16 protein-coding genes and 1 tRNA gene are annotated in these 16,309 nt (G+C 67.6%); 7 read left to right on the top strand and 10 right to left on the bottom strand.

All coding sequences use genetic code 11. The annotated features are described in order from the left end of the window. The first annotated feature begins 108 nt into the window (after positions 1-108). Positions 109-1,089, top strand: coding sequence for a hypothetical protein (locus T336_RS0110855; RefSeq protein WP_156957838.1), 981 nt, complete (start codon positions 109-111; stop codon positions 1,087-1,089). A gap of 39 nt (positions 1,090-1,128) precedes the next feature. On the opposite strand, the gene T336_RS26620 is transcribed toward T336_RS0110855, so the two are convergent. From T336_RS26620 to cysS, 7 genes are all read right to left on the bottom strand, one after another. Beyond that, positions 1,129-1,485 carry a hypothetical protein gene (locus T336_RS26620; RefSeq protein ID WP_156957837.1) on the bottom strand — a complete coding sequence of 119 codons (357 nt, stop codon included), beginning with the start codon at positions 1,483-1,485 and terminating at the stop codon, positions 1,129-1,131. Positions 1,486-1,697: 212 nt separating this feature from the next. Next, positions 1,698-1,790 (bottom strand) — tRNA-Ser (locus T336_RS0110845). Positions 1,791-1,832: 42 nt separating this feature from the next. After that, positions 1,833-3,110 (bottom strand): aspartate kinase, encoded by a 1,278-nt coding sequence (locus T336_RS0110840; RefSeq protein ID WP_019703227.1) that lies wholly within the window; start codon positions 3,108-3,110, stop codon positions 1,833-1,835. 190 nt (positions 3,111-3,300) lie between these two features. Beyond that, positions 3,301-4,338: a tRNA lysidine(34) synthetase gene (locus T336_RS0110835; protein ID WP_026432556.1), complete on the bottom strand. Its 1,038-nt coding sequence runs from the start codon at positions 4,336-4,338 to the stop codon at positions 3,301-3,303. A gap of 434 nt (positions 4,339-4,772) precedes the next feature. Then, positions 4,773-5,747, bottom strand: coding sequence for an acetyl-CoA carboxylase carboxyltransferase subunit alpha (locus tag T336_RS0110830; RefSeq protein WP_013595208.1), 975 nt, complete (start codon positions 5,745-5,747; stop codon positions 4,773-4,775). A 68-nt stretch (positions 5,748-5,815) separates the two neighbouring features. Beyond that, complete coding sequence (locus tag T336_RS0110825) at positions 5,816-6,475, bottom strand: DNA-3-methyladenine glycosylase family protein (RefSeq protein WP_013595209.1); 660 nt, start codon at positions 6,473-6,475, stop codon at positions 5,816-5,818. A gap of 65 nt (positions 6,476-6,540) precedes the next feature. After that, entirely contained in the window at positions 6,541-7,980 is a 1,440-nt protein-coding gene (gene cysS / locus T336_RS0110820; protein WP_026432555.1) for a cysteine--tRNA ligase, read from the bottom strand. A 222-nt stretch (positions 7,981-8,202) separates the two neighbouring features. On the opposite strand from cysS, the gene T336_RS0110815 reads away from it, so the two are divergent. From T336_RS0110815 to T336_RS0110790, 6 genes are all read left to right on the top strand, one after another. Next, entirely contained in the window at positions 8,203-9,327 is a 1,125-nt protein-coding gene (locus T336_RS0110815; protein ID WP_019703230.1) for a tetratricopeptide repeat protein, read from the top strand. Positions 9,328-9,458: 131 nt separating this feature from the next. After that, positions 9,459-10,772 carry a L,D-transpeptidase family protein gene (locus T336_RS0110810; protein ID WP_026432554.1) on the top strand — a complete coding sequence of 438 codons (1,314 nt, stop codon included), beginning with the start codon at positions 9,459-9,461 and terminating at the stop codon, positions 10,770-10,772. Then, entirely contained in the window at positions 10,769-11,362 is a 594-nt protein-coding gene (locus T336_RS0110805) for a peptidylprolyl isomerase (RefSeq protein WP_019703232.1), read from the top strand. The genes T336_RS0110810 and T336_RS0110805 overlap by 4 nt, the downstream gene beginning before the upstream one ends. Positions 11,363-11,418: 56 nt before the next feature. Next, positions 11,419-11,925, top strand: coding sequence for a peptidylprolyl isomerase (locus T336_RS0110800; protein ID WP_019703233.1), 507 nt, complete (start codon positions 11,419-11,421; stop codon positions 11,923-11,925). 177 nt (positions 11,926-12,102) lie between these two features. Beyond that, positions 12,103-12,897, top strand: coding sequence for a UDP-2,3-diacylglucosamine diphosphatase (locus T336_RS0110795; protein ID WP_026432552.1), 795 nt, complete (start codon positions 12,103-12,105; stop codon positions 12,895-12,897). A 4-nt stretch (positions 12,898-12,901) separates the two neighbouring features. Further along, entirely contained in the window at positions 12,902-13,756 is an 855-nt protein-coding gene (locus T336_RS0110790) for a M90 family metallopeptidase (protein ID WP_019703235.1), read from the top strand. A gap of 18 nt (positions 13,757-13,774) precedes the next feature. On the opposite strand, the gene yfiB is transcribed toward T336_RS0110790, so the two are convergent. The 3 genes from yfiB to yfiR all read right to left on the bottom strand — a co-directional run bounded on the left by yfiB (position 13,775) and on the right by yfiR (position 16,258). Then, on the bottom strand, positions 13,775-14,341 hold the full coding sequence (gene yfiB / locus T336_RS0110785) for an outer membrane lipoprotein YfiB (protein WP_026432551.1): 567 nt from the start codon (positions 14,339-14,341) through the stop codon (positions 13,775-13,777). Positions 14,342-14,417: 76 nt separating this feature from the next. After that, positions 14,418-15,650, bottom strand: a complete 1,233-nt coding sequence (dgcN, locus tag T336_RS0110780; RefSeq protein WP_019703237.1) for a diguanylate cyclase DgcN/YfiN — start codon at positions 15,648-15,650, stop codon at positions 14,418-14,420. Continuing rightward, positions 15,647-16,258 carry a regulatory sequestration protein YfiR gene (gene yfiR, locus T336_RS0110775; protein ID WP_209435956.1) on the bottom strand — a complete coding sequence of 204 codons (612 nt, stop codon included), beginning with the start codon at positions 16,256-16,258 and terminating at the stop codon, positions 15,647-15,649. Before yfiR ends, dgcN begins: the two co-directional genes overlap by 4 nt. Positions 16,259-16,309 lie beyond the last annotated feature (51 nt).

Raw genomic sequence — 16,309 nt, 5'->3', positions numbered from 1 at the left:
AAAAGCTCCATGCCTCGGTGCAAATCGTAGGTCCCGCGCCTGGCGGTGGTCGCGGGGCAATGCCGGCTGTGCCCGTAAGGTCGAGCCTACAAGGCAGAATCCCCATCCGTGCTCTATTACAGCCTGCCGGCAGCAGGCGCTACGATCTGCCTGATGACCACCTGTTCAGCCCGCCCTGTTCACAAACACTTTGCCCATTGCCTGCTGATGGCATTTGCGATGCAGATAGGTTCAGTACACGCGTCTCCACCATCGCAACCTGCCCTTCGCACATCAGCCTCGGGTCCCGGCCACGTCCAGGCCCCGGTGAAAACTCAGCCCCAGTTTAAGCCGACGTTCTACGACCCTGACCTCCCTCTCTCCGCCTACCAGGCCAATGAGCCCACGAAAATCCACGACTGGCTCACCAGAATGCTGTCGGAGGTGCCGGGCAAGCCTGACCAGTTCTCCACCGCGGAGGAACGAAGCCAATACGAGAGTTCCGTAGCCAGACGGGTGAAAGAGGTTGGCCAGATCGCCGTGAATGGAAATTGCAAGAAAACCTATAACGCGGATAAGCAGGCGTATGAGGTCAGCGTTCTTGCACGTTCCATCAAGAACTACCAGAACATCAAGGATCTCGATGCCGAGTCGAGAAACCTGAAATCCCTGAGACTCGCCACAGAAAACATTCGCAGGGAAAGCTACACGGCCCAGAACGCCTATGGAGCGGAGACGCAGGTCTCCAAGACATCTGCAGACATCTATGCCATGGTCTTTCCACTCAAGGACTCTCCGACCGGCATCGCCAAGGAAAATCCAGATAAGCCGCAAAACATCCGGCTACCCTATGAATACAATTTCAACCTTTTCATTTTCAACGTCGCCATGAGCTCTGCTGAAGCGCGAGCCAATGACAAGGACATCGGCTGCATGTATGTTTTCTCCATCGCTCCGCCCTATCTGCTCAGTTTTACTGAAAAAGAGCGACCCACCAGAGAACTACCCTTCGAGATCATTCATACGCACTACGCTTTCTATGGCGCCCTGGAGAAGGTCGCGGTGATCAATCGGGCGACCGGGAGAATCTACGAACAGGCCGATCGATAACAAGAAGCTGGATTCGATTTCAAAGCCTGGCAGCGCAAATCAGCGCAGCGTGCTGTAAGTGCGGCCATCCAGTTCGACCGAGACAATCCTGTCGTTGCAAGTCTGCGCAGAAATGGTGTGCCCTACCCTGTTTGCCAGCAGCCCGCGGTGCGGATAAGTTTTCATGCAGAGGTCACGATTCCTGGCCACGCAGGCGAAATCGATCGATCTCCACTTTTCGCTGACGAGCATGAAGGTGCCTCCTGCCATACGCACCGTACCGGTCACTGTTTGAAGCGGAGGACCGTTGGTAACGCATTTCCAGCGAGGATCCTCCCTCCTACCCAGGGTATGGATCATTGCTGCGAGGCCGAGCGCGCACGCGAAGAGCAAGCCTCCCAGGACTTTCAGTTCCATCGGTGTCTTGGCCTGAGGGGACTTTGCAGTGGCGCGGCTCATTGAGGTTCCGAACGATTGCTACCCGCGTGTCGGATTTCTCTACATTGCGTCGGGGCGATGCCGTCGCATAAGAACGTGCAGGACATGGCTTCCCGAAGTTCGCAGCCCGTGTTTCTGGACGTGGAAAGGAAAAAGCCCCAAGCAAAGAGGCTGCTTGGGGCTTTTGTACCTGGCGGAAACGGAGGGATTCGAACCCTCGATGAGGCTCTACACCCCATACTCCCTTAGCAGGGGAGCACCTTCGGCCACTCGGTCACGTTTCCAATCCCACTATTCTAACCCAAAATTTGGGCGCTTTCGGGCAATCAGGCCGCCGCCGCTGCGGGCTGGTCGAGCTCGAAGGCCTTGTGCAGGGTGCGCACGGCCAGCTCGACGTACTTCTCGTCGATGACGACGGAGGTCTTGATCTCGGAGGTGGAGATCATCTGGATGTTGATGCCCTCTTCGCTCAGCACGCGGAACATGCGGGCGGCCACGCCCACGTGGCTGCGCATGCCGATGCCGACGATGCTCACCTTGCAGATCTTGGCGTCGCCCACGACTTCCTGCGCGCCCAGGGCGGGCACGACCTTTTCCTTGAGCAGATCGACGGTGCGCGCGAAGTCGTTGCGGTTCACCGTGAAGCTGAAGTCGGTCTTGCCGTCCTTGCTGAGGTTCTGGATGATGACGTCCACCTCGATGTTCGCGTCGGCCACGGCGCCCAGGATCTGGTAGGCGATGCCGGGCTTGTCGGGCACGCCCAGCACGGAGATCTTGGCTTCGTCGCGGTTGAAAGCGATGCCGGATACGACGGCTTGTTCCATTTTTTCGTCTTCCTCAAAAGTGATGAGCGTGCCGGAGCGGGCCTCTTCCTCGATGTCGATGTCCCAGGGCGTGAAGCTGGAGAGCACGCGCAGCGGCACCTTGTACTTGCCGGCGAACTCCACGGAGCGGATCTGCAGCACCTTGCTGCCGAGGCTGGCCATCTCCAGCATTTCCTCGAAGCTCACGGTGTGCAGGCGGCGCGCCTCGGGCACGACGCGCGGGTCGGTGGTGTACACGCCGTCCACGTCGGTATAGATCAGGCACTCGGAGGCCTTCATCGCCGCCGCCACGGCCACGGCCGAGGTGTCGGAGCCGCCGCGGCCCAGCGTGGTGATGTGGCCGTGCTCGTCGATGCCCTGGAAGCCGGTGACGATCACGACCTTGCCGGCGGCGAGGTCGGCGCGCACGCGCTGGTCGTCGATGGATTCGATGCGGGCCTTGGTGTAGGCGCTGTCGGTGCGGATGGGCACCTGCCAGCCGGCGTAGCTCACCGACTCCATGCCTTCGGCCTGCAGCGCGATGGCCAGCAGGGCGGAGGACGCCTGTTCGCCGGTGGCGGCGAGCATGTCGAGTTCGCGGTGGTAGGCGGAAGAGGCGCGCGAGGGGGCGAGGTCCTTGGCCAGGCCGAGCAGGCGGTTGGTCTCGCCGCTCATGGCGCTGGGCACCACCACCATCTGGTGGCCCGCCCGTGCCCACTTGGCGACGCGCTTGGCGACATTGCGGATGCGCTCCGTGGAGCCCATCGATGTGCCGCCGTATTTGTGAACGATCAATGCCATTGGATATCCGGGGTGACGGTACGAAGGCCGCGGCGCGAAAGGAGGGAAAGGCACAGGAGCGGACCTGCGGGATGGGAGGCCCCCTGCGCCTCACAGGCTCCGGGACCTCGTAGGCACCCTATGCTCTGTGGCTGAGGTGTTTTGGCGCGCCGCCGTGTTTCGTGCGAATGAGAGAGAAGACCAAAACCCGTCAATTGTACCAACCGAGTTCGTCGCCCTGGCGCACCACGAAGCCCCGTCCCACTTTGATGCGGATACGGTGCCCGCGCGTGGCGCAGGCGGCGATCTGGTCGAGCAGTTCGCCGAGCTGAGCGGCCGTGGGCGTGGTGGCGTGCGCCGTGCGCAGCCAGTGGCGCAGCGCATTGGCCTGGCGTTCGCGGCCGAGGGCGCGCAGCGCGGCGATGCGCGGCGGCTGCCCGATGGCCTGCAGATCGGCCTCGGCCAGTTCGCGCAGCAGCACGGCGGCCTCCGCCGCATGCGAGGCACTGCGCGCGAAGGTGTCGCGGAACTGGGGAAAAGCGGCCTGCAGCGCCGGCAACAGCCGCGCGCGGATGCGGTTGCGGGTGTAGCGCTCGTCCGCATTCGTCGGGTCCTCGACCCAGCCCTCGCCGCGCGCGGTCAGCCAGGCGCGTACGTCAGCGCCTGTGACCTCCAGCAGCGGCCGGTGCCAGTCGATACCGCCGCGCCGCCAGAAGGCCGGCATGGCGGCCAGCCCCGCCACCCCGGCACCGCGCGAGAGCGCGAGCAGCACGGTTTCCACCTGGTCGTCGGCATGCTGGGCCAGCGCAATGGAAGCCACCGCGGGCCTATCCCGATCCCCTTCGCATCTTGGACCGCCCTGTCCCGCTTCCCTCTCCGGCAGGGCTCCGTCCGTACGTGCCTGATGGGTTGGAGGGCTTCCCTGCTGGCCGCCGGCCAGGTCCTGCAGGGATTCATAGCGCCGCTGGCGGGCCGCATCCTCGGGGCTCTCACCCCCAGCATGGCGCGCATCCACCCGCGCGATGCGCAGCGGCACGCCCAGCCGCCCACACAGCGCGCGGCAATGGTCCTCGAAACCATCCGCCGCGGCCTGCAATCCATGGTGCACATGCAGCCCATGCACCTGCCCCGGCCAGCGCTGCGCGCAGGCATGCAGCAGCGCCGTCGAATCCGCCCCGCCGCTCAGCGCCACCCCCAGGGGCAGCGCCGGCCGGAAACGGTCCATGGCCGCATCGAAAGCCAGCGTCATCGCGCCGCCTCTCGCCCAGGGAAAACGAAAACGGCCCCAAAGGGCCGTGCAGCAGGCATGGATACGAATCCCCCGAACATCTCAACCCATCTCGTCTGCGGAACGGTTAGAGCCCACCCGCTCGGCAGTGCTGAAATGAACCGGCCGCGCAGGCAAGCACATCTCCACCACCCATGCGACAGCGGAGGCCCACGCCGCCCGAACCCAAAGCGCCCTTACCCGTCCGAAGGCCGCGGAGCAGGCCAAGCCAGCAGACGCCGTGGAACTGGCTTTGCCAGGCCACCAGCGTCCAGCCCCTCGCCAGAGGCAAGGGGCGTTCGGCCCGTCCACGCCCGCGCAGGCGGGCGTGGAGCCGCGGCCCTCACTCCGCCCTGCCCGCCGTGCGCAGCACGGCGAGAGCGGGGGGAAGGCCCGCAGGGCCTCAGGGGGGTGTTTCACCGCTCTGCGCGGGTATCGTTGAACCGGCCGTAGCTCTGCAGGCGCTCATAGCGGCGGTCCAGCAGTTCGCGCGGCTTGAGGTCGGCCAGCTGGCGGTAGGCATCACCCAACGCGCGCTTCAGGAAGGCGGCCATCTGCTTGTGGTCGCGGTGCGCGCCGCCCACGGGCTCGCTCACGATCTTGTCCACCAGTCCCAGGGCCTTGAGGCGGTGGGCGGTGATGCCCATGGCGTCGGCCGCGTCCTGGGCCTTGTCGCCGGTCTTCCAGAGGATGGAGGCACAGCCCTCGGGGCTGATGACCGAATAGATCGAATACTGCAGCATCACGACCTGGTCGGCGACGCTGATGGCCAGCGCGCCGCCGGAGCCGCCTTCGCCGATCACCGTGGTGATGATGGGCACTTCCAGCTGCGCCATCTCGAAGATGTTGCGGCCGATGGCCTCGGACTGTCCGCGCTCTTCGGCGTCGATGCCGGGGTAGGCGCCCGGCGTGTCCACGAAGGTGAACACGGGCAGCCGGAATTTCTCGGCCGTTTTCATGAGGCGCAGGGCCTTGCGGTAGCCCTCGGGGCGGCTCATGCCGAAGTTGCGCGCGGCGCGCTCCTTGGTGTCGCGCCCCTTCTGGTGGCCGAGCACCATGCAGGCATGGCCGTTGAAGCGCGCGAGGCCGCCGATGATGGAGAGGTCGTCGGCGAAGTGCCGGTCACCGTGCATCTCGACGAAATCGGTGAAGATCTCGCGCACGTAGTCGAGGGTGTAGGGCCGCTCGGGGTGGCGGGCGATCTTGGTGATCTGCCAGGGCGTCAGCTCGCTGTAGATGTCCTTGGTGAGCTGCTGGCTCTTGCGGCTGAGCTGGTCGATTTCCTCGGAAATGTCCACCGCGCTCTCGGTCTGCACGTAGCGCAGCTCCTCGATCTTCGACTCCAGCTCGGCGATGGGCTGCTCGAAGTCCAGAAAAGTCTTTTTCGCCAATTGTTTTCTCCTTGGGCTGTAGCCTCGGCGCGCGCGGAACGCGCGGCACGCAGTGTCCTGGCGGACGGTCAATAGTCCACCGGCAGGGGGGCGAGCGACCGCCAAATATACCAACTTGCCACGCTGCACCAGGGCTTCCAGGCCTCGGCGACCTCGCGGGCATCGCTGCGGCTGACCGGGTCGCCCGAGAAATAGTGCTGGCTGATGCCCTGCAGCAGGGTGGCGTCGTCCAGGGGCAGCACGTTGGGCCGCGCCAGGTGGAAGATCAGGAACATGTCGGCCGTCCAGCGGCCGATGCCGCGGATGGCGACCAGTTCGGCCGCGATGGCCTCGTCGTCCATCGCGTCCCAGTCCTTGACGTGAAGCCGGCCGGTGTCGAAATGCAGCGCCAGGTCCACCAGGTAGTCCACCTTGCGGGCGGACAGGCCCGCGGCGCGCATGTCGTCCACCTTGAGCTTGAGCACTGCGGCCGGCGTCATGCTGCGGGGCAGCGCGGCGAACTTGTCCCAGACCTTCTGCGCGGACGCGACCGAGACCTGCTGGCCCACGATGCTGCGCGCCAGCGTGGTGAAGGCGTCGCCGCGGGCGACGAGGGCCACGTCGCCGAGCTGCGGGATCAGCCGCTTCATGACGCGGTCCTTCTTGACCAGGTGGCGGCAGGCGTCCGCCCAGTAGCCGGGGGCGGTGGACGGCTCGGCCGTCCCCGCTGTTTTCTTGCTGGGGGCCACGGCTTACCTTGTCTGGGTCTGGAGAGAAGACCGGCGGTGCGGGAAACGGAAGGGATGGCTCGGGCTCACTGCGCGGCCTCCCAGGTCGTGCCGGAGGGGGAATCCTTGAGCACGATGCCCTGCGCGAGCAGGTCGTTGCGGATGCGGTCGGCCTCGGCGAAGTTCTTCGCTGCCTTGGCAGCTGCACGGAGTTGGATGAGTTCGTCGATACGCTTTGGTCCGTAAACGACTTCCGCTTCAAACTTGACGCTGACAGAGCCACTCGCTGTGAGAGTTGCTCCTGCTGCAGGTCGCCATTGCAGGAAGGCCTGCGGATCCCCCTGCAACAGCCCCAGGCAGCCGCCCAGCGCCTTCAGCAGGCCGGCCAGGCGGGAGGACCGCGTGCGGTTCACCTCGCCGGCCAGCTCGAACAGCACGGCCACCGCCTCGGGCGTGCCGAAGTCCTCGTCCATGGCCGCCTTGAAGCGGGCCGCATGCGGATCGGCCCAGTCAATGGCGCCGATGTCTTCCGGAGCGACCAGGGCGAGCGCGGTGTAGAGCCGCTTGAGCGAAGCGCGCGCATCCTGCAGGTGCACGTCGCTGTAGTTGAGCGGGCTGCGGTAGTGCGTGCGCACGATGAAGAAGCGCAGCGTCTCGGCATCGACCTGCTGCAGCACCTCGCGGATGGTGAAGAAGTTGCCGAGCGACTTGCTCATCTTCTCGTTGTCCACGCGCACGAAGCCGTTGTGCATCCAGAAGCGTGCCAGCGGCTTGCCGGTGGCCCCTTCGCTCTGCGCGATCTCGTTCTCGTGGTGGGGGAACTGCAGGTCCGCGCCACCGCCGTGGATGTCGAAGCTCTCGCCGAGCGTGGCGCAGCTCATGGCCGAGCACTCGATGTGCCAGCCCGGCCGGCCGGTGCCGAAGGGGCTGTCCCATTTCGCCTCGGGCGGCTCGCCGGGCTTGGCGGCCTTCCAGAGCACGAAGTCGAGCGGATCCTGCTTGTCGTCCTGCACGGCCACGCGTTCGCCCGCGCGCAATTCGTCCAGCGACTTGCCCGAGAGCTTGCCGTAGCCCTCGAACCGGCGCACGGCGTAGTTCACGTCGCCGCTGCCGGCGCGGTAGGCCAGGCCCTTGCGCTCCAGCGTGCCGATGAGCGCGAGCATCTGGGGCACGTATTCGGTGGCGCGTGGCTCGACCGTGGGCGGCTCGATCGCCAGGGCGCCGATGTCCTCGTGCATGGCGGCCGTCATCTCGTCCGTGAGCTCACGGATGGTGATGCCCCGCTCCACCGCCCGGCGGATGATCTTGTCGTCGATGTCGGTGATGTTGCGCACATACGTGACGCGCAAGCCGCTGCTGCGCAGCCAGCGCTGCACCACGTCGAATGCCATCATCATGCGGGCATGGCCGATGTGGCAGAGGTCGTAGATGGTCATGCCGCAGACGTACATGCGGACATGGCCGGGTTCGAGCGGGGAAAAGTCCTCCATCGCACGCGACAGCGTGTTGTAGATGCGCAAACTCATGGAATATCAGTGAAGAGGGGGTGTTGGACTGCAGGCCGACGGCCCCGGCCGCAGCGGACCGTGGCGCCGGACGGGCCGGCGTGCGAGGTATGCGCAGCATCTGCGCGACACGCGAATCAGGAGCGGCAACAGCGCACCGGCATGGCAAAACCCCTCGGCTACAATCCGCCGCAGTATAAGGCCCGTTACCGATCGACACTTTCATACCCGTTGCCACCACCCATGACGCACGCCCGCCGCCCACTCCCCCATCTCCTGCGACTGCTGGTGCTGTCGGCCTTGCTGGGGGCGCCGCTGGCCCACGCGGACGACTATGCCGAGATCACGCAGTTGCTCAAGTCCGGCAAGAGCCAGGAAGCGCTGGCCAAGGCGGACCAGCGCCTGCTGGCCAACCCGCGTGATCCCCAGCTGCGCTTCCTGCGCGGCGTGGCGCAGGCGGATTCGGGCAAGCAGGCGGATGCGGTGGCAACGTTCACCAAGCTCACCGAGGACTACCCCGAGCTGCCCGAGCCCTACAACAACCTGGCCGTGCTCTACGCGAACCAGAACCAGCTCGACAAGGCACGCACGGCCCTCGAGATGGCGATCCGCACCAACCCGAGCTACGCCACGGCCCACGAGAACCTGGGCGACATCTACGCCAAGCTCGCCAGCCAGGCCTACAACAAGGCCCTGCAGCTGGATGCCTCCAATGCCAACACGCTGCGCCCCAAGCTGGCCCTGATCCGCGACCTGTTCTCGGGCGACGCAGGCAAGTCCGCCGCGGCGAAATCGGCCACCCCGGTGGCGACCACGACGGCCCGCGCTCCCGCACCGTCGCCCGCTCCGGCACCGGCGGCATCCCCGGCACCGGCACCTGCACGCGCCGCCGCACCGGCTCCCGCACCTTCCACGCCCCCCGCTCCGGCCCCTGCCAACCTGCCTGCCGCATCGCCGGCCCCGGCGGCGTCTCCAGCACCTGCGCCCACCCCTGCTCCGGCGCCTGCTGCGGCATCGTCCTCGGCCGCGGCCGAGAAGGAAGTCGCGGCCGCCGTGCGCGCCTGGGCCAGCGCCTGGGAAGGCCAGGACATGCATGGCTACCTCGGTGCCTACGACCCGTCCTTCACCCCTCCGGGCAAGCAGAGCCGTGCCGCCTGGGAGAAGGAACGCCGCGACCGCATCGTGGGCCGCGCCAAGATCAACGTCAGCATCAGCGACATGCATGTCACGGTCAAGGACAGCAAGGCCCAGGCACGCTTCCGCCAGGGCTACAGCTCCGGCTCGTACAGCGTGAACAGCCGCAAGACCCTCGACCTGGTGCATACCGGCGGCCGCTGGCTGATCGTGCGCGAGTCCACCGGCGGCTGATGGCGGTCCGGCGGGCGCCCCGGCCCTTTTTCCTGCAGGCACCGCACGGCGGCGCCGGCCCCGGCCTGCTGCCAGTCCCTGCAGCGCGGCCGCGGCGTGCCGTGCCCTGGCACACCCTCCGCTGAGCGCCGATGTCGATCGCGATTCCCTTCCGTAGCCGCGCGCTTGCGGCGGCAACCGCTTTGGCAGTGGCCTGCGGCACTCTCGGCGCGCCCGCTGCCCTGGCCCAGGGCGACAAGGAGCGTGCCCTCGCCCGCAACAAGCGCACGGCGGCCAAGCCGGTGCCGCGCGGCCAGCCGGCGCCCCTGCGCGACGGCCAGGCGGAGCAGCGCCTGATGGAGGTCTATCGCCTCACGGGCGAAGGCCGCAGCCGCGAGGCGCTCGCCAAGGCCGAAAGCCTGGCGCGCGACTACCCGAATTTCCAGCTGGCGCAACTCGCTCTGGGCGACCTGCTGTCCGCCCGCACCCGGCCGGTGCGCCAGTTCGGCGACGTGCCGGCAGGCCAGGGCGACGCGCCCCAGCCCCCCTCGCCCAACGCCGCGGAGGCGCTGGCCGAACTGCGCGCGGAATCCCGGCAGCGCTCGGACGCGCTGCGCGCCCGCCCCGGGGCCCGCGCCATTCCCGCCCAGTTCATCGAACTCTCGGCGCGGTCCCGCCATGCGATCGCCGTGGATGCCTCGCGCTCGCGCCTGTACCTGTTCCAGAACACCGAACAGGGCATGGAACTGATCGCCGACTATTACGCCTCGGTCGGCAAGCTCGGCATCGAGAAGGCGCTGGAAGGCGACCAGCGCACGCCGCTGGGCGTGTACTTCATCACCAGCCGGCTCGATCCCGCCACGCTCAAGGATTTCTACGGCGCCGGCGCGCTGCCCATCAACTACCCCAACCCGCTGGACGTGAGCCGGGGCAAGACGGGCAGCGGCATCTGGCTGCATGGCACGCCGCCCGAGCAGTTCTCGCGCGCTCCGCTGTCCACCGACGGCTGCCTGGCCCTGGCCAATCCCGACCTGGAGCGCATCCTGCGCACCGTGGAGCCCCGCTCCACGCCGGTGGTGATCGCGCGCCAGATCCAGTGGGTGCAGCCGCAGGCGGTGCAGGCCGAGCGCCGCCAGTTCGAGGCGGTGCTCGATGCCTGGCGCACCGCCAAGTCGCAGGGCGACGTGCGCCGCCTGCTGTCGTTCTATGCGGCCGATTTCCAGAGCTACGGCAAGATGGCGATCACCGACTACGCCAGGAGCCTCGAAGCCGAGGTCCGCGCGCTGCGCGGCCGCCCGCTGCATCTCAAGGACCGGACGCTGCTGCGCTGGACGGATGCCGCCGACACCATGGTGGTAACGTTCGGCGAAGTCGCCGAAGGCGCCCGCACCGGCCCCGTCAAGCGCCAGTACTGGACGCGCAAGGGCCAGCAATGGCAGATCTTTTTCGAAGGAGTGATTGGATGACGACCCTGATTTCCAGACGATTCGCCGCCCTGGCACTGGCCGGCGCCGCGTTCGCGGCGCTCGCGCCCGCCGCCTCCGCGCAGACCGCCGCGGCCGCGCCGAAGGTCAAGCTGGCGACCAGCCTGGGCGACATCGTGCTGCAGCTCGACCCCGCCAAGGCACCGAAGACGGTGGAGAACTTCCTGCAGTACGTGAAAGACAAGCACTACGACGGCACGATCTTCCACCGCGTCATCGACGGCTTCATGATCCAGGGCGGCGGCTTCACGCCCGACATGCAGCAGAAACCCACGCGCCCCCCGATTCCGCTGGAAGCGGGCAACGGCCTGAAGAACGATGCCTACACCATCGCCATGGCCCGCACCGGCAACCCCGACTCTGCCACTTCGCAGTTCTTCATCAACGTGAAGGACAACGCCGCGCTGAACGCGCCCAACCCCGACGGCCACGGCTATGCCGTGTTCGGCAAGGTCGTGAGCGGCAAGGACGTGGTGGACAAGATCAAGGCGGTGGAGACCACCAACCGCGGCATGCACCAGAGCGTGCCCGCGACGCCGGTCGTGATCAAATCCGCCACCGTGGTGCAGTGAGCCACCCTCGCCCGCATCTCCCACATCCCCATTCGGGATCCCCATAAGGAAACGCAATGAGCAACCCGCAAGTCGAACTCCACATCGCCGGCCACGGCGTGATCGTCCTCGAACTCGACGCCGACAAGGCGCCCAAGTCCACGGAGAACTTCCTCGCCTACGTGAAGAAGGGCCACTACGACAACACGATCTTCCACCGCGTGATCCCCGGCTTCATGATCCAGGGTGGCGGCTTCGAGCCCGGCATGAACCAGAAGGGCACCGATGCGCCCATCGAGAACGAGGCCCAGAACGGCCTGAAGAACGACAACTACACCGTGGCCATGGCCCGCACCAGCGATCCGCACTCGGCCACCGCGCAGTTCTTCATCAACGTGGCCGACAACGGCTTCCTGAACCACACCGCTCCGTCCGCCCAGGGCTGGGGCTATGCCGTGTTCGGCAAGGTCGTGAAGGGCACCGAGATCGTGGACGCCATCAAGGGCGTGAAGACGGGCCGCAAGGGCTTCCACGACGACGTGCCGAAAGACGACGTCATCATCGAAAAGGCCGTGCTGGCCTGATTCCCCCCTGAGTCGTTTCGCGCCTTCCCCCACGGGGACGACGCCAGCAGCCCGGCAAAGCCGGTTTTTGCGGCGTCTGCTGGCGTGGCCTGCTCCGCGGCTTTCGATTCGCGAACGCCGCGGGAATCTCCCTGAGCCGCAGGCTTGGCGCGAAGCACTTCTGAATCCCGTACTGTCATGAGCCTGCCTGCGCCCGACATCCGGGAGTTCGTTGCGCCCGGCGCGTGGCGCACGGTGGATTTCATTTCCGACCTGCACCTGGAGGCGGACCACCCGGCCACGGTGGATGCCTTCTCGAATTACCTGGACACGACGCCTGCCGACGCCGTGTTCCTGCTGGGCGACCTGTTCGAGGTCTGGGTGGGCGACGACGCCATTCAGGAGCCCGGCAGCTTCGAGGCTGCATGCTGTGCGCTGCTGCGCCGCGCCGCATCCCGCAAGGCCCTGTATTTCATGCATGGCAACCGCGACTTCCTGGTGGGAGCGGGGTTCACGGACGCGACGGGCATACCCGTGCTGCAGGACCCCACGGTGCTGGTGTTCTCCGGCAGCCGGTGGCTACTGAGCCATGGCGATGCGCTGTGCCTGGCCGACGTGCCCTACCAGAAATTCCGCGCCATGGCGCGCGACCCGCAATGGCAGGCGCAACTGCTCGCACTGCCACTGGCCGCGCGCCGCGCCCAGGGCCGCAGCGCGCGCGCCGAGAGCGAATCCCGCAAGCAGTCGGGCACCGCCTTCTATGGAGACGTGGACAATGCCGTGGCCATGCAATGGCTGCAGGCCGCGCAGGCGACTGCCCTGATCCACGGACACACCCACCTGCCCGCCGACCACATGCTGCAGGCGGCCGACGGCGCCGCCCTCGCCCGCCACGTGCTCACCGACTGGGACCTGTCCGCACGGACACCGCGCGCGGAGGCACTGCGCCTCACCGCCGCGGGCTTGGAACGCATCTGCCTCGTCCCCAGATAGCGGCATGGCCCCTGCCTCCGCTTTCACGCGCCTGGTGCGCAAGCTCTCCCGCCGCGTGCGCTCGACGATCGCCCCGGTGCCCGACATTCCCGCCGCATTGTGGCTGCAGACGGTATCGCGCTACCGCTTCCTCGCGGAACTGCCGCTGCACGACCAGGGCAAGCTGCGCGCGCTGAGCGCCCTGTTCCTGCAGCGCAAGGAGTTCACCGGCGCCCACGGGCTGGAGGTGACGGATGCCATGGCGGTGGCCATCGCCGCGCAGGCCTGCCTGCCACTGCTGCACTGGGGGGAGCCGGCCGAGGCGCTGGCCTGGTACGACGATTTCGTAGGCATCGTCGTCCACCCCGGCGAGGCAGTGGCGCGCCGGCAGTCCGTGGACGAGGCCGGCGTGGTCCACGACTACGACGAGGTGCTGCTGGGCGAGGCCATGGACCGCGGCCCCGTGATGCTGAGCTGGCCCGCGGTGGACGGCGCCGGCCGGCCCCTGGCGGAGGGCGACCAGGGCAGCGGCACGAGCGTGGTCGTGCACGAGTTCGCGCACAAGCTGGACATGCGCAACGGCGGTGCGGACGGCTACCCTCCCCTGCCCGCAGGCTTCCTCGGCACGCATGGCGCACGTGCGGCGCGCGAGCAGTGGCGCGCGGCCTGGGAGCCCGCCTACCGGGATTTCCGCGAGCGCGTGATCATCGCCCAGCGCTTCGGTGGCGAGCGGCCTTGGCTCGATGCCTACGGCGCGACCGCACCGGCGGAATTCTTCGCCGTGGCCTGCGAGGCGTACTTTGTCAGCCGCGAGCGCTTCGGACAGGAGTTCCCGGCGCTGATACCCCTGCTGGACGCCTACTTCCGGCCGGGAGGCTGATGGACTGCCGGCACGGGTTCAGAACGCGGGCACGATGATCGCCACGCGCCGGTTCTCGCGGCGGCTGGCGGCGGACGTGCCCTGCACGACGGGGCGGGAAGCCCCCAGCCCGACGGTGTAGATGCGGTCCGCGGGCAGGCCCGCTTCGGTCAGTACCCGGGCCACGGTCTGGGCACGACGCAGCGAGAGGCGCTCGTTGTAGGCGCGCGCGCCCTGCTCGTCTGCATGCCCTTCCACGCGCAGGGTATCGATGCCTACGTCCGCCAGCGCCCGCCCCATGCGCAGCAAGCCGTCATGGCTTTCGGCGTTCAGCTCCACCGAGTCGAAGTCGAACAGGAGCTTGCCCGACATCTGCAGCTCCCAGCCCGCGCCCGTGGGCTCGAAGCCGTACTGCCGCAGCACGGCGGCCTTGCGCTCCGAAGCGCTGGGTGCAGCGGGCGCCTCCTGCACAGGAGGCGGCGCGGGCGGCGCCTGGCAGGCCGCAAGCAGCGCCGCGAACGCCAGGGCCAAGCCGATGCCCGCCGCGCGCCGACGCACCACACCGCTCTTGGGCGTACCACCCACATCCGTATCCAAACTCACCATGCCAATCCTCCAGACGCGGCATCCATCGATCAATAAAGCTATCGATAGATGCAATTTAATAGTTAATCAATTATAACTATCGAGGTCGCAGACTGCCGTGCCGCTGCCCCTTCACCCGGTACATGGCCATGTCGGCGAAGCGCATCAGGGCCCCCATGTCCTCGGCATGCAGCGGAAATATCGCGACGCCGATGCTGACAGCGGGCTGGAGCTGCACGCCGTTCTCCAGCGTGACCGGATCGTGCATGGCTTCCTGCACGCGGGCCACCATCCGCTCCGCATCGCGCTGGCCACCCACTGGCGCCATCACGATGGCGAATTCATCGCCGCCCAGCCGCGCCACGAGATCGGTGTCCCGCGCCTGCGCGCGCAGGCGCTGCGACACCGCCACCAGCAGGGCATCCCCGGCCGCATGGCCGTGGGTGTCGTTGACGGCCTTGAAATGGTCGTTGTCCAGGAACAGCAGCGCCAGCGAGGTGCCGGCGCTGCGAGCCTGGTCCAGGCGGTCCTGCAGATGCTGCTCGAAGTGGGAGCGGTTGGACAGTCCGGTCAGCCCGTCGTGCAGGGCCTGGTAGGTCAGCGCGATGTTGCGCTGTTCCAGCAGCGCCTCGCGGCGTTCCAGTTCCTCCAGGAGCGCATTGAAATCGTCGCCGAGCGCGTCCAGCTCCGCGATGCGTGCCGGAGGTACCCGCAGCCCCTGGACATGGTCGCGGCGCACCGACCGCGCGACGGTCGCCAGCGTCTGCAGTGGCAACACCATGTCGCGCAGCATGCGCCGGGACATCACCAGGCCCACGGCGCCACTCACGGCCAGGCACAGCGCGAGCGCCGCAAGGCCTGTGCCGACGAAGTACAGCAGGCCCATGCCATCGCTGCGCAGCACGACCGATCCGTTGTCCTCGCCCTCGTGGCGGATGGGCACGGACACGGGCTCCAGGCCCACCATGGCGGCCACCGCCGGGGCCAGCCGGCCTGCCAGTCCGCCCTGCTTCGCGTGCCATTCGGCGAAGACGGCGCCGTGGGCATCCATCACGCGCGCCTCGGCCACGCCTTCGTCCACCACCATGCGGCCCAGTGTTTCGGACGCATCCTGCCGGTCTCCGAAGACCACGGCAGCCTCCACGGTGTAGGCCAGGGAACGGGCCACCAATTGCAGGTTGTTGCCCGCATACACGCGCAGCGCCACCAGCCCGGCCATGAGCAGCAGCGCCCCGGCCAGCGCGACGGCCAGCAACGCCATGCTCAGGTGGGCGCGGTGCACGACGGCGCGCAGGGTATCGCCGGGACCGGCCGCGCCGGCCCGCCTCATGGCGCGGCCTTCCTGCGCGAGAGTTGCAGCACGCGGGGATTGACGCGCACTCCGCTGCGGGCCACCGAATCCAGGTTGCTTTCGAATCCGACGCCGTCCTGGCGCACTTCCAGGCAGAACATGCAGCCGACGCGGCAGAGTTCGCGCCGTTCGCTGATCGACAGCAGTGGACGCGATCCCACCTTCTCGAGGAGCTGCCGCCATTCGGCATCCTCCAGGTGACCGGCATAGACACCGTCGCATGCCGTGGGGAGCGCGGCATCGCCCAGCCGCATGCGGCGCACCTCGATGCGGCGGGTGGACGTGGGCTCCGCGCCCAGAAGGAGTTCGTCGGCGAATTCGGTCGGGCCGACCACGCAGAGCCGGATGGCCGACGGCTCCTCAGGCCAGCGCGTGTAGCCCAGGATGCCGAAGACCGTCTGGGCCACCGCACGGGATTTCGCATCCGCGGCCACCAAACTTTCCGGCAGAGCGGCGCCCGGCCATGCGGCCAGCCAGGCGGCGAGGCATCCAGCCGCCACGGCCCATGCGCGGCGCCTGCCCGCTGACAGGCAGGGCGGGCAGCGACGCATCCAGGACAGCAGCAGGCGAAGCAGGGACGAGGGCACGGCGACTCCCGCAGTGGGCAGGAACGGGTCGGACAAGCAGATGCGTCCGAG

Origin of the sequence: Paracidovorax oryzae ATCC 19882, assembly GCF_000687165.1 — a bacterium.
Classification (GTDB): Bacteria; Pseudomonadota; Gammaproteobacteria; order Burkholderiales; family Burkholderiaceae_C; genus Paracidovorax; species Paracidovorax oryzae.
The sequence above is the reverse complement of the archived record's forward strand: the minus strand, read 5'-3'. Positions and strand labels throughout refer to the sequence as shown.